Below are 13508 nucleotides of genomic sequence, written 5' to 3'. Positions count from 1 at the left end.
CGGCTGTATCTTGCATCTAAGCCAAGCGATTGGGGCGTTCCTGCGGCGCCGCCGCTTTTCGGCGGAAAATTTGTCACGGATATGAAACATGGATGGACCGAAACTGGAAGCGCAGTAAAAAACTTTGATATGAGTCGCGCGTCTTAAATAATCAACCTGCAGTCCGAGGAGGAGCAGAGTGAGTTTCGATGAATGGAATTTACCGCGAGTGAGTTCGATCTTCGCCAAAGCGGGACGCTTCGTGATGAATCACCGGGTGGCGGCCAGTTTCACGCTTTCCGCTCTGTTGCTTGCCGGCGCGATTCTGCCGCTCCTTGGACAGCAACAGAAGCCGGCTGTTCGCGAGGCCCGCAAGGGCGAGAATGAGCGCGACTCCGCGCTGCAAATCCGCAAGCGCGCCCAGTGGTTCTTCCAACAGCGCGCCTATCCTCTCGGTTACATTCCGGCGGATGCCCGCGTCAAAGCCTTGCGCCAAAAGGCGCAGATGCGTCAAGCAAATGGGACGTTCATGGGCCGCTTTGCAGCTTCACCGTCGCTGGCAGCAGAAGGTTCCACAAAGACTTTCAGCAATTCGCCGGTCGCGATCAGTTCCACGACGTGGACTCCATTGGGGCCCCAGCCAACTTCCAGCGATTTTTTCGGTTTCACGTCGGGACGCGTGAATGCCCTCGCCGTCGACCCGTGCGATGCGACGGGCAATACAGTCTATGCCGGAGGAGCGGAAGGCGGCGTCTGGAAGACTACGGATGGAGGCAGTACGTGGGCGCCGATGACGGACAATCAGATTTCCATTTCGACAGGCTCGCTTGCCGTCGACCCTGTGGCCGCAGATTGCACAGGCGGCGCGCCCAGTGCGGGCGGCCACACGGGCGCGATCTATTACGGGACTGGCGAAGAGAATTTTGCCTATGACAGCTTCTACGGCGCGGGCGTATTGATTTCGCATGACGGCGGGACCACGTGGGTGAAGGACAATACATTCGTAATCGAAGCGGGGGGAATTCCACCATCGATTACGCCGCAAAGCAGCCAATTTGCAGGCCCATTCATCGGAACGATTTCCGTGGATCCGGCGACGAGCGGAGCCACACAAGTTCTTCTTGCCGCGGTCGAAGGAATCAGCGCGCAATCGCACTCGGGCATCTGGCGCTCGACAAATGGGGGCGCGAGTTGGACGCTGGATCCGCCGAGCTCCTACTCCGGCGATAACGGCCAGTATGACAACGCGACCAGCGTGGCATTCGATCCCAACGACAGCACGGGAAATACTGCGTTCGCAGCTCTTGGGGTTCCCTTCTGCACGGGGAGCGGCGGCACATGCAGCTCAGCAAACCCGGAAGGCAATAACGGCGTTTATAAATCCACGGATAATGGCATGACCTGGACGCGACTGGCGGGCCTCGATACCGCCGCCGCCAATGCGGGACTAAGCAAATCAAACTACGGACGCATCACTATCGCCGTGGGACCGTCGAGCCCGGCAAGCAGCCCATCGAACACTGAAGTTGTCGTGGCCATCGCAGACATCACGACTTCGTCGAAGAACCTTCTCGGACTGTTTAAGAGCGTAGATGGCGGAAATACGTTCGCGGTAGTCAACACGGGCACTGCTCCCATATTTTGCAACGCGCAGTGCTTTTACGACATGACCGTCAGCATTGATCCCAGTAATGCAAACATAATTCTGCTGGGCGGAGGCCCGGCGGCGCTGGGCAAAAATTCAAACGGGGGCAACAACAGCGTCCAGTGCGGCCAAGTCCCGGCGAATTCCGGCGTTTCCGATGTCCTCATCTCGACGGATGGCGGAACGACATGGAACGATGCCAGCTGTGACAATTCCTCAGGAGCATTCATTCACGTGGACACGCACGCATTTGCCTTCGATCCGAATGGCGCAGTCTACGTGGGCAATGATGGCGGCGTCTGGGGCTCGCCGAGCGGAGGAGGCAGCGTGCTGGCCGGGAATGGAGGCCAGACCTGGAACGACCTGAACGGGACGCTGAATCTCACGCAATTTTATCCGGGTAGCTCGATCTCTCCGTCCAACCCGGAAATCGCTTTCGCCGGGGCGCAGGACAATGGCACGCAGCAATTCAATCCGGCGGCAAACGGGAATCCATCGAACCCGCAAGAGTGGATTGATGGAGCGGTGTGCGGCGACGGCGGATGGACGGCGATCGATCCTTCGACGCCAAGCACGGTTTATGCGGCTTGTGAAGCGATCGGGCAGTTTGGCGAGATGAACAAGAATCAATCCGACGGTTTCGTTGGCACCGGGCAATTTTCGAACTGGATTGGGCTGGAGACGCCGGCCATGGACGCGGACAACGCCAATTTCGTTCCGCCCATGGTTGTCGATCCTTCCGCGCCACAGAACGTTTACTTTGGAACGAGCCAGGTGTGGCAATCCACGAACGGAGGAATTTCCTGGGCGTCGATTTTCAACACGGCAAGCGGCACAGGCTGCGCCAGCGGATGCGTACTGACGGCAATGGATGTAGCGCCGAATTCGTCCAGCACGATTTACGGCGGCACGGACACGGGCGCGATCTTCGTGTCGACCAACGCAACAGCGCCATCGCCGACGTTCAGTGAAATCAGCACAACCAGCATGCCGCAGCGCTACGTCACAGCCATTACAGCAAGCCCGATGTCTTCCACGACGGCGTTCGTCGGCTACTCGGGTTTTTCGAGTTGTTTCGGTTGCGACGGCCTCGGACATCTTTACGTGACGACGAATGGGGGACAATCCTGGACGAATATTTCTGGCAATAATTTGCCAGACACGCCGGTGAACGACATCGTCGTCGACCCGAACGACCTGACCAATAGCACGCTCTACATCGCGACGGATGTGGGCGTGTTTATCACTACAGATGGTGGAATAAACTGGGCAGAGCTTGCTCCGGGACTTCCGCAAGTGGAATGCACATCGCTCAAGCTGAACGAGACGGCGCGCGTACTGCAAGTCGGCACGCATGGCCGCGGCGTATGGGATTTGCAACTCGGCGGACTGCCAGCAAGCGCACTGACGCAAATTTTCCCGACAAGTACGACCGTCGGGACAAGCGTCACACTGACGTTGAATGGCCAGGGCTTTCCTGCGACTCCGACGGTGAATTTTGGGACGACCCCTCTGACACCAACCGCCGCGAGCGCGACGCAAATTACGGTCACGGTCCCAACGACGGCACTCGCCAGCTCTGGCGTCGTGCCCGTCAGCGTTTCGGGAGGAGTGCAAAATTCATTGAATTTCAGCGTCGAGGGGCCGCTGCCGGTTCTGGGCAATGTGGTTACGAGTCCAGGGAACTCGCAGACGATTACCGCTGGTACGGCAACCAATTTATTGGTGACGGGCAGCAATTTCACCGCGAATACGGAGTTGCTGTGGACTCCTATTACGCAAGGCCTCACGCAGAACGGCATCACGACAGCGCTGGCGCAGAACTCGAACTCACTGAGCTGCAGCGGTGGAAACTGCCAGTTTACGGTGACGGTGCCGGCGGGTCTCTCGTCCATATCTCTGACCAAAACTGTTCCTGTGACGCCGGTCAATCGCGGACCATACGGGCCGGGAGGCTATTGGCTGCTTGCCGCGTTTTGCGCGGCTATCCTCGGCCTGCTGCTGCTCATCAATTTGCCGGCGAAGCGGCGGCTCGTGCTCGGCGCAACGCTGACAACTGTATTTCTGCTGGCTCTGATCGGCGGATGCAGCAGCTCGGCGCCTCCGAACAATGGCGGGCCGCCGCCAACCAGCGTGACGATTTTGACGAACGCTTACAATCCGGCACCGGGCGGAGGACTCTCCAACAACAATGTAAACCTTACTGATCAGTAGTAGATTGGCGTCACACAGGGGCGGGCAGGAATGCTCGCCCCTTTTTGTGCCCAGAATCAGGATGCCGACATCTGGCGCAGAACGTACTGAAGAATCCCGCCGTGCTGGTAATACGCGGCTTCGACGGGCGTATCGATTCGCGCGACAGCGGAAAATGTTTTTTCCTTCCCGGCAGCGTCACGGGTGCGCACGCGGACAATTTTTCGCGGCTTGAACTGGTCTGCGAGGCCTTCCACTTCGAAAATTTCGTGGCCCGTGAGGCCGAGCGATTTGGCTGTCTCGCCATTCTGAAATTCCAGCGGCACGACGCCCATGCCGATCAGATTGCTGCGATGAATGCGCTCGAAGCTTTCCGCCAGCACGGCGCGAACGCCGAGGAGCAAGGTTCCTTTGGCGGCCCAGTCGCGCGATGAACCCGCGCCGTACTCTTTGCCGGCGATCACGAGGAGCGGAGTTTTTTCGGCGCGATATTTTTCCGCGGCGTCGAAGATGGTCATTTTTTCGCCACTCGGCTGATGCAGCGTCCAGCCGCCTTCGGTTCCCGGCGCGAGCAGATTTCGCAGACGTATGTTGGCGAAGGTTCCGCGCATCATGACTTCATGGTTGCCGCGGCGCGCGCCATAGGAATTGAAATCCTTCGGCTGCACACCATGAGCGATCAGATATTTGCCCGCTGGACTATCCGCGGGAATCGAGCCGGCCGGCGAGATGTGATCGGTCGTCACGCTGTCGCCGAGCACGGCGAGCACACGCAAGCCGCGCAAATCCTCGATGCGCGCGGGCTTCGGCGGCATGTCCTCAAAAAATGGCGGCAATTTGATGTACGTAGATTTGGCGTTCCATTGATAGAGATCGCCTTCGGGGACGGGCAGGGCGCGCCAGCGATTGTCTCCGGTAAAGACGTCGCGATATTCTTTGCGAAACATTTCGCTGGTCAAGGAAGAGCGCATCAGCGTCTCGACTTCCTGGGGCGAAGGCCAAATGTCGCGGAGATAGACGGGCTTGCCGGACGGATCGGTGCCGAGCACATCCTTTTCCATGTCGAAATCCATGCGCCCGGCGAGCGCATACGCCACAACCAAAGGCGGCGAAGCCAAATAATTGGCGCGGCAGAGCGGATTGATGCGGCCCTCGAAATTTCTGTTGCCGCTCAGGACGGAAACGGCAACGAGATCGTTTTCCTTGATGGCTTTGCTGATCGAATCGGAAAGCGGGCCGCTATTGCCGATGCAGGTCGTGCAGCCATAGCCGACGAGATGAAAGCGCAACTCTTCGAGATAAGTCATCAGGCCGGCTTTTTTCAGATAGTCGCTCACGACCATCGAGCCGGGCGCGAGGCTGGTCTTCACCCAAGGCTTCGATTTCAGCCCATGCTCGACAGCCTTTTTCGCCAAAATTCCCGCGCCGAGCATCAGCGACGGATTCGATGTGTTTGTGCAGCTCGTGATCGCTGCGATCACCACGGAGCCGTCGCCGAGTTCGAAGCGGTCGCCATTATTTTGCACGCTTGTGTGTTTCGGAGCGGCGGTCAGCGACTTTTCGAATACTTCTTTGGCCTGTGTCAGCGGCACTTTATCCTGTGGGCGCTTCGGTCCGGCGATTGTGGGGACGACATCGCCCAGATCGAGTTCGAGCGTATCGGTGAATTCCGGGTCGGGCGTTTGATCCGTGCGAAACAGGCCCTGTTCCTTCGTGTACGCTTCCACCAAGCGCACTTGCCCCTCATCGCGGCCGGTGAAACGCAGATAGGCGAGCGTTTCGGCGTCGACCGGGAAAAATCCCATTGTCGCGCCATATTCCGGCGCCATGTTGCCGATGGTGGCGCGGTCGGGAAGCGTCAGGCTCGAAAGGCCTGTGCCGTAAAACTCGACGAATTTTCCGACGACGCCTTTTTTGCGCAGCATCTGCGTGACGGTGAGAACCAAATCCGTCGCCGTCGCGCCTTCATGCAAGCGCCCGTGCAGCTTGAATCCCACAACTTGTGGAATCAGCATGGAAAGCGGCTGGCCGAGCATCGCCGCTTCGGCTTCGATGCCGCCAACGCCCCAGCCGAAAACGCCAAGACCATTGACCATGGTCGTATGCGAATCCGTGCCTACCAGAGAATCGGGATAAGCCCATTGCTTCCCGTTCTCCTCACGGCGGAACACGACGCGCGACAAATACTCAAGGTTCACCTGATGGCAAATTCCCGTGTCCGGCGGCACAACCTTGAAATTTCGGAAGCTGTTCTGTCCCCAGCGCAGGAATGCGTAGCGCTCCACATTGCGCATGAATTCCAATTCCGAATTGAATGCGAAGGATTGCGGCGTGCCGAATTGGTCGACCTGCACGGAGTGGTCAATCACCAGCTCGGCGGGAAAGAGCGGATTGATTTTTTTCGCGTCGCCGCCGAGTTTGCTCATAGCCTGGCGCATCGCCGCAAGATCCACGATGGCGGGCACACCGGTGAAGTCCTGGAGCAGCACGCGCGCGGGGAGAAACGAAATTTCCTGGGAAGGCTCGGCACGCGGCTCCCAATTCGCCAGCGCGGAAATATCTTCGGCATGAACGAATTGACCGTCTTCCTGGCGCAGCAGATTTTCGAGCAAAATTTTCAATGAAAACGGAAGGCGTGAAATTTTTCCCTTGCCCGTTCGTTCCAGCGTTTCCAGTCGAAAAATTTCGAAGGATTCATTTGCAACTTTGAGCGTAGAGCGTGCATTGAAAGAATTCTTGGGCGCGGCAGCCATGACGGAACGTCTGCTCCTCTCCGAAACATTCTATGATAACGCAATCATCCGTCCGCGCTTTCGGAATTTGGGGGCCGCGCTGCGCATTTGTGCCACGAGCTTGGTGCATGCCATAATTTTGATGGCGCGGATGGAATGAAAGTTCTTCTGATTTCGACCTACGAGCTTGGACGCCAGCCATTTGGCCTGGCGTCTCCTGCCGCGTGGCTGCGCAAACGCGGCGACGAAGTCGTTTGCCTGGACCTCTCCCGCGAGGAATTCAACGAAGTCTCAGTCCGCAATGCGAACTTGATTGCATTTTATGTCCCGATGCACACCGCGACGCGCCTGGCGACGGAAGCGCTGACCATTGTGCGCCGCGTCAATCCCGAAGCGCACATTTGCTTTTTTGGACTCTATGCACCGGTGAACGAAGCCTGGTTGCGCAAGCTCGGCGTACAGACGATTCTCGGCGGCGAGTTTGAACAGGGATTCTGCGACCTGGCGGCGCGAGTTGAAGCGGGAGACGCGCACGGCGCGCAAAAAGAACCAGTCGTTTCCCTCGCGCGGCAAAAGTTCGTTGTGCCTGAGCGCCGCGATCTCGTACCGCTGGACAGATACGCCAGGCTGACGCTTCCCAGCGGAGAGAGCCGGACCGTTGGCTACACGGAAGCGAGCCGCGGATGCAAGCATCTCTGCCGCCACTGCCCGATTGTGCCAGTATACAAAGGCGTTTTCCGGATTGTGGATCGCGACGTGGTGCTGGCGGACGTCCGCCAGCAGATTGCGGCAGGGGCCAGGCACATTACGTTTGGCGATCCCGATTTTTTCAATGGTATTGGGCATGCGATCCCGCTCGTGAAAGCGCTGCACAATGAATTTCCCGCAGTAACCTACGACGCCACAATCAAAATCGAACACTTGCTGAAACACGCGGAACACTTGCCCCTTCTCCGCAACACTGGCTGCCTGTTCGTCACCAGCGCAGTCGAGTCCGTGGATGACGGCGTTCTCGAAAAGCTCGAAAAACATCACACGCGCGCTGATTTTCTGAGCGTCGCGGCACGATTTCGCGAGATCGGCCTGACTTTGCAGCCAACCTTTATGCCTTTTACGCCGTGGACGACGCTGGAAAGTTATCTGGATCTGCTTGAAGTTCTGCGCGCGAACGAACTGATAGAAAATGTCGCGCCCATTCAGTTGGCCATCCGGCTGCTGATTCCCGGAGGCTCGCTCTTGCTCGAACTGAATGAAGTGCGAGAGATCGTCGCGCCATTCGACGAGCGTGCCATGATCTACCCCTGGAAACATCCCGACCCGCGCGTGGATGCGCTTTGCGAAGAACTGCAGCAGATCGTTCACGCAGGAGAAAAAATCGGCCGGCCACGCTGGCGGATCTTCGAGCGCGTCGAGGAAGCGGCACGGCGCGCTACGGGCGCGAGCGAAATTGCGAAGCAGCAGCCTGTTCTGGCGTCTCGCGCGACGATTCCATACCTCACGGAGCCCTGGTATTGTTGAGCCGAGCCGACCGGGGACCAGTTGGCCCCCATCGCGAAGATAAAGAAAGCGCTTCGGCAGTCGGACGCATTCGTGTGAAATTTCGACGCGAGAGCCATTTCTTGGAAGCGAATCCAACATGAGGGCAGCGCGGAAGAAATTGCTCATTCTCGCCAGCAAGCTCGGTTATCAGACGCGCGGCTTTGCCGAAGCCGCCGATGCGCTCGGCGTCGAAGTTCAATTCGCGACCGATCGCTGCCACAAACTTGACGACCCGTGGAGCGACGGCGCGCTGCCGCTGCATTTCGAGAATCCCCCAGAGGCAGCGAATGAAATTGCGCGGCAGTTCGCGCAAAATCCGCCGGATGCGATTCTCGCGCTAGGCGACCGCCCGACGCCGGCGGCTGCATACGCAGTTCGCGCACTAGGTTTGACCGGCAACGATCCCGTGTCCGTCGAACGCTGCCGAAATAAACTCGCGCAACGCGAGACGTTGCGAGCCGCGGGGTTGCCTGTCCCCGATTTTTTCTCTTTCGCAATCAACGAGGCACCCGAAAATGTTCTCCCGCGCGTCAAATTTCCGTGCGTCGTCAAACCGCTTTCGCTTGCGGCGAGCCAGGGCGTGATTCGCGCAGACGATGGGGAACAATTTCGAAATGCGGTTTCACGTATTCGAGCACTGCTTGAATCTCCGGAGATTCGCGTGACGCGGGAATCTGGTCTCGATCGTTTGCTCGTGGAGCGATATGTCCCTGGCGCGGAAGTCGCCGTCGAGGGTCTGCTGGATTGCGGCGATTTGCGGATTCTCGCCATTTTCGACAAACCGGACGCGCTCGAAGGCCCGTATTTCGAGGAAACGATTTACCTGACGCCGTCGCGACTTCGGGACGCGGACCAATTCGCTTTGCGCGATTGCGCGGCGCGCTCCGTGCGAGCTCTCAACCTCACGCATGGCCCCGCGCACGCGGAGTTCAGGATCAATGAAGATGGCCCGTGGGTGCTGGAAATCGCGCCGCGCCCTATCGGCGGGCTTTGTTCCCGTGCGGTTCGCTTTGGCCCGCGACGGATTTCGCTCGAAGAACTTCTTTTGCGCCACGCGCTGGCACTCGGAGGAACGGATGCGGAGCGCGAGACGGAAGCTTCGGGCGTGATGATGATTCCCGTGCCACGAAGCGGCATTTTCGAAGGCGTCGAGGGGCTGGATGCAGCCGAAGACGTATCGCACGTAACAGAAATTCGCATCACGGCACGGAAGAGAGATTACGTGGCGGCGTGGCCCGAAGGCGCGAGCTATCTTGGATTCATTTTCGCGCGCGCCTCGTCGCCTGCGGATGTAGAAGCGGCCCTGCGCGAAGCGCATGCCAGGCTGAATTTCGTGTTTTCTCCGCGACTGCCCGTTGAACATCCTGTGAGCAGAAAATTCTCCGCGTAGCCGGCGGAAAATTCCCAAGAATGCGTGCAAATCGATTCGGATTGAGGCGGAAGAATTCGGCCAGAACGGTTTTTTAGCCCTTGGATTTTTGCGGGACGTAACCGGGCGGCAATTGTGCGCCTTCGCCGAAAAAAAACTTTTCCATTTGCTCTTCCATGATTTTCTGCGAACCGGAATCAAGAGGATTCAAGCGGTATTCGTTCATCAGCATCTTCGAATATTCGATCCACATCTTCCAGCCTTCTTTGGAGACATTTTCGTAGATGCGTTTCCCCAGTTCGCCCTTCCACGGCACGCGATCGAGGCCGGGCATTTCGCGGCCGAATTTCACGCATTTCACCATGCGCGTTCCGGCAGGCGCCGGCGTTTGTTGTGGTTGGGGACTTTGACACTCGTCAGCCATTCACTCCTCCGAACTCTTGTGTCTGCACATTGACGATACTTCTCGAAGATACTGCAAATCCACGCGAAATCCTAGAGGCAGAGAAAACAGGAACGATCGCGAGTTGCGGCGATCCCAGAAATAAATAAAAGCTCAGTCCGAGGAGAGCTGGTCGTCAACAGACGGAGGGACGATGACGAATTGCAGCCGGTTGTGCGGTCCCACGCGGTATGCACCTGCCAGCTGCTCGCGCTGGCCATTTCTGTTCTCGAAAATAACCGGCCTCTCGATGACGAGCGAACTTTTGCCAATATGCACGACGGCGTCCCCCGCGGCATCGAGCGTGATTCCCTGCGTGCCATCGAACTCCAGGGCGATGTCATCGGTTTCGGCGCCGGGTGACAGATTCAACTGAAATCCGATCTTCTTTTGATCGCCGCGGAATATCACGTCGACGCCGGGATAAAGGCCGCGATAGGCCACGGCGCTGGAGCTGGCACTTGCGCGTGAGGAAGAAAGATTTGGACGGGAAGGATCAAATGGAATCATTCTTGTCGGAGGATTGGAATTCGCAAAACGCATTCGCAGCACGCTGGCATTGGCGCGCACAACAATGATTTTGCCACGCGCCGAAGGACCAGATGTCTGCGCTTCCTGATGAAGCACCACATCGGCTTCTTCGCTCGTCAGGAAAATGCTGTAATTTGCTGCGCGCGCGAGAAACTTGACCTGCGCGTCCGTCTGCCCATGATTTTTTTCGAAGCGCAACTGCGCGTTTACTTGATTTGATGCTGCGCGTGTGTGGTTCTGTGCATTGACGCAGGCGGAAGGAATCAATAGGAGGCCGGTTGTTGCAAAGCAAATCGCCGCTATGCTGCCTCGCCAAGACTTCAACTCATTCCAAATCGCCGTAACGGATTTTTGCATTTTTCCCCCGCTTACTTCCCAGTCCACTACCGCTGTGCGCTATCTGCGTCGCTCGAGTTGCCCCCGTTTGCCAACTGCAATGTATTGCAGTTTTATGGATCGAAATCGCCCATCTGGCCGCGTCAAGGCCCCGCAAGCTATTGATCCGCTTATAATTCCGTCCCCTGTAAACTGCGCCCCTCTATTAACTATGCAAGAGCCTTGCCGATGAGGTTGAGCCTTGCATTCCGTCCGTGGAGACATGTATGCGGATCCTGGTGACCGAAACGAAAAACGCATGGCCGAAGTCCTGCCGTCGGGGCTGGAAGAGGAGATCTACTGCCTTTTATTGGTTTACGATGGAATCTTCGCTATCAGGATCACGCAAGAGGTTCGATTTGACCTGGTTTACTGGACGTGATGCTCGTTGGCGTGGACGAGCGCAGCCGGAGCGATTCACACTTGCTTCGCTTTTCAACGGTTCTTGGGCTAATCTTTCGGCGGGAAATCAGCGCACCTGCTACAATCCCGTAAAGATGCGCCCGTAGCTCAGTTGGATAGAGCGTCTGCCTTCTAAGAAAGCAGACGAAAATTCTAAAAGCTTTGCTGAGCGTCGCTTACAGGTTCTCTCTCCCGAACTCCCGCCCTCAGTTGTACCGAACTTATACCGAGAGTTCCCACCGAGAACTGTTTGCTCGCACGTTGACTGCCGCTCTCCGAGGTTTGGTTATTTTTCACCTTCTCTCCTCAACGGAACGTCGGAACATTCCTTCGAAACCCTCCGGATCTGTAATGTGAATGAATTCAAGATATGCCCTGCCGAGATTGCTATCACCCGCTCTTTTCATCAAGCGGGTTGTTGAAGACAGCAGCGTCATACAGGAAAAGAGCGCATCAGGTAGAACCTGCCCGCAGACGTTGCTTGACGGCTTGACGAACTTCACGACCATACCGGGATCCTGCTTTTGGTACTGAATGTGGTTAACAAAGGCGAAGCCATTCGGGTGACAGTACTCGCTCAGAAGGCTGTACTGGTCTGTCGCAGGCCGCCCGCTTTGATTCTTTCGTGCTCGCTGGAACAGCTCGTTAACACACGCGATGACTTTTGCGATATGAGGCCCCTCTCTGATTTTGGTAGGGTTTGCCACGCCTGCCGCCCTTCGTTGCTCATTCGCATGGCGGCTACTCCCGCTGACGCTCGCAAGGAACTGCCAAGTCCCTTCAAAGTCCTCGTTGGCTAAATGCTGAAACACGTGCTTTTTCACGTAGTACGCGTGGGCACCCATTTCAAACATCCCCCGGACGCAGAGGAACACGGCAGGAAATTGGCTCGCATCGAAAAGCGTTAGCGCCGACCGTAACATTTCCCGAAATTGGCACAAAATGCTGTAGCCATAAACCCTCACCGCCCAATAGGCCAATTCCTTGCTTGCTGGTTGCCCTTGAGACCCCGCAGGCTTGGGTAGGTCTGGAGTCTGAACCGCATCTAGGGCTGCCAGAGTTTCCCGGAGTTCAGTGACGACTTTTGTCGTATCTGAGAAAGGATTCACGGTTCGTCCCAATCCTTCCGGCAGCAATCCCCGCAGGAGCGGTTCTCTATGCGCGATAAAGCACCCGCTTCCGGCGTGGGGTGTGCCGAACAGAATATCTAAGCCTCAGCAATTTACGCGAACTAAGGCTTTCGCCACTTGTCACGCGAACCGCGATTCGTATCGCGGACGCGTTCAACGTGGATCGCGGCGTTGGGGTCAATCTCCCGTGCTCTCTCAATAGCTTCTGCCTGCGTGTTGCGAACGTCGCTGGCCCTCTCCGAATCCGGCCGACGTATTGCGTAGTCGCCCTCTTCCCGCCGTTCAACGTAAAGTTCTTTCTTTGACATTTTCTAAGCTCCTGAAAAAATGATGACAGCAAACCTCAAGCAAAGGCTGTGCCACGAGCCGCCTTCACCTTTTCGCACGAAACGTGGACCTTACGGCTACCGCCGTCCAACGAGGGGGCATTGATCAAGTGCCAAGAGGTTGTCGTTCCAATACCCGTCGGCGTGCGTGCGCAAATACGGCGCTCGCCCCGCTGGACGAATAACTCCCACATCCGAACGCTTGCCAGTTTTCTTATCCAGCACAAAAAACGTGTTGCTTCCGGCTTCGATGCTAGCGATCACCTGCTCCCGCGTCCACTCCCAACCAGCCTGCGGGTTCCCCAGGTGCGTGATATGTTCGTGGGGACTGAGTGGGTGGGGCTTGGTGATGCACGTAACTCGCACATCTGCCATCTGAGTATCCTTTCAGAGCTTACGCTCCTAAGTTTTGGTGTAAACTTAAAACTGACGAGAGCGTATACTGCCCGTTGATTACGCTGGCGTCACCAATAACTATACGTAAGCGTCTATAGCAGTGTCAAGGGGGCTAATTGGCTGAAATTTTTGCCGACAGACTTCGTGCTGCTCGTGAACTGCGTAAGATGAGTCAATCCGAATTGGCCGAGAAGAGTGGCCTTCTACCGTCCGCTGTCTCGCACTTCGAAACTGGCCGCCGCTCACCATCATTCGCAAACTTGAAGGCACTGTCCGACGCCCTGAACGTGACGACGGATTACCTGATCGGTAGAACTAACGAGCCAGAAGTCTCCAAGTCAGTTGCGATGAAGCTGCTACGAAGCGCTGGCAGGTTGTCGGCTGAGGACTTGGATACGCTTACTCGGATGGCCGACGTCATGGCGAAAAAGCAGGGTAGAAAGGAATAG

Annotated in this window: 10 protein-coding genes; 4 read left to right on the top strand and 6 right to left on the bottom strand. The window is 57.1% G+C overall.

The genetic code is table 11. The features are described 5' to 3' along the window. The first annotated feature begins 178 nt into the window (after positions 1 to 178). The gene (locus VGR81_14505) at positions 179 to 3838 is read left to right on the top strand and encodes a hypothetical protein (protein ID HEV2290151.1); all 3660 of its coding nucleotides are present in this window, start codon (positions 179 to 181) and stop codon (positions 3836 to 3838) included. A 56-nt stretch (positions 3839 to 3894) separates the two neighbouring features. Here VGR81_14505 and acnA read toward each other — a convergent pair whose 3' ends face one another. After that, the gene (gene acnA, locus VGR81_14500; protein HEV2290150.1) at positions 3895 to 6570 is read right to left on the bottom strand and encodes an aconitate hydratase AcnA; all 2676 of its coding nucleotides are present in this window, start codon (positions 6568 to 6570) and stop codon (positions 3895 to 3897) included. 135 nt (positions 6571 to 6705) lie between these two features. Between acnA and VGR81_14495 the strand changes: the two genes are divergently transcribed. Both VGR81_14495 and VGR81_14490 read left to right on the top strand, forming a co-directional pair. Next, entirely contained in the window at positions 6706 to 8067 is a 1362-nt protein-coding gene (locus VGR81_14495) for a CUAEP/CCAEP-tail radical SAM protein (protein ID HEV2290149.1), read from the top strand. 118 nt (positions 8068 to 8185) lie between these two features. After that, on the top strand, positions 8186 to 9478 hold the full coding sequence (locus VGR81_14490) for an ATP-grasp domain-containing protein (GenBank protein ID HEV2290148.1): 1293 nt from the start codon (positions 8186 to 8188) through the stop codon (positions 9476 to 9478). 73 nt (positions 9479 to 9551) lie between these two features. Here the strand turns inward: VGR81_14490 and VGR81_14485 are convergent, their stop codons facing one another. Next, positions 9552 to 9881, bottom strand: a complete 330-nt coding sequence (locus tag VGR81_14485; protein HEV2290147.1) for an oxidative damage protection protein — start codon at positions 9879 to 9881, stop codon at positions 9552 to 9554. Positions 9882 to 10013: 132 nt separating this feature from the next. After that, positions 10014 to 10787, bottom strand: a complete 774-nt coding sequence (locus VGR81_14480) for a hypothetical protein (GenBank protein HEV2290146.1) — start codon at positions 10785 to 10787, stop codon at positions 10014 to 10016. 277 nt (positions 10788 to 11064) lie between these two features. Here VGR81_14480 and VGR81_14475 point away from each other — a divergent pair, with 277 nt between their 5' ends. Beyond that, positions 11065 to 11187: a hypothetical protein gene (locus tag VGR81_14475; protein ID HEV2290145.1), complete on the top strand. Its 123-nt coding sequence runs from the start codon at positions 11065 to 11067 to the stop codon at positions 11185 to 11187. 313 nt (positions 11188 to 11500) lie between these two features. Here VGR81_14475 and VGR81_14470 read toward each other — a convergent pair whose 3' ends face one another. The 3 genes from VGR81_14470 to VGR81_14460 form a co-directional block, all read right to left on the bottom strand. Continuing rightward, the gene (locus tag VGR81_14470) at positions 11501 to 12316 is read right to left on the bottom strand and encodes a hypothetical protein (GenBank protein ID HEV2290144.1); all 816 of its coding nucleotides are present in this window, start codon (positions 12314 to 12316) and stop codon (positions 11501 to 11503) included. Between the two features lie 122 nt (positions 12317 to 12438). Next, the gene (locus VGR81_14465) at positions 12439 to 12645 is read right to left on the bottom strand and encodes a DUF2188 domain-containing protein (GenBank protein HEV2290143.1); all 207 of its coding nucleotides are present in this window, start codon (positions 12643 to 12645) and stop codon (positions 12439 to 12441) included. A gap of 96 nt (positions 12646 to 12741) precedes the next feature. Next, positions 12742 to 13038 carry a DUF3892 domain-containing protein gene (locus VGR81_14460; GenBank protein HEV2290142.1) on the bottom strand — a complete coding sequence of 99 codons (297 nt, stop codon included), beginning with the start codon at positions 13036 to 13038 and terminating at the stop codon, positions 12742 to 12744. Positions 13039 to 13508: the final 470 nt, after the last annotated feature.

The organism is Candidatus Acidiferrales bacterium (assembly GCA_035934015.1).
Classification (GTDB): Bacteria; Acidobacteriota; Terriglobia; order Acidiferrales; family UBA7541; genus DAHUXN01.
The sequence above is the reverse complement of the archived record's forward strand: the minus strand, read 5'-3'. Positions and strand labels throughout refer to the sequence as shown.

Bases quoted from the DNA above. Each gene is read 5' to 3' on its own strand.
- VGR81_14490 (HEV2290148.1), top strand. From the start codon at position 8,186: ATGAGGGCAGCGCGGAAGAAATTGCTCATTCTCGCCAGCAAGCTCGGT.
- VGR81_14485 (HEV2290147.1), bottom strand. From the start codon at position 9,881: ATGGCTGACGAGTGTCAAAGTCCCCAACCACAACAAACGCCGGCGCCT.
- VGR81_14495 (HEV2290149.1), top strand. From the start codon at position 6,706: ATGAAAGTTCTTCTGATTTCGACCTACGAGCTTGGACGCCAGCCATTT.
- VGR81_14480 (HEV2290146.1), bottom strand. From the start codon at position 10,787: ATGCAAAAATCCGTTACGGCGATTTGGAATGAGTTGAAGTCTTGGCGA.
- VGR81_14475 (HEV2290145.1), top strand. From the start codon at position 11,065: ATGGCCGAAGTCCTGCCGTCGGGGCTGGAAGAGGAGATCTACTGCCTT.
- VGR81_14460 (HEV2290142.1), bottom strand. From the start codon at position 13,038: ATGGCAGATGTGCGAGTTACGTGCATCACCAAGCCCCACCCACTCAGT.
- acnA (HEV2290150.1), bottom strand. From the start codon at position 6,570: ATGGCTGCCGCGCCCAAGAATTCTTTCAATGCACGCTCTACGCTCAAA.
- VGR81_14465 (HEV2290143.1), bottom strand. From the start codon at position 12,645: ATGTCAAAGAAAGAACTTTACGTTGAACGGCGGGAAGAGGGCGACTAC.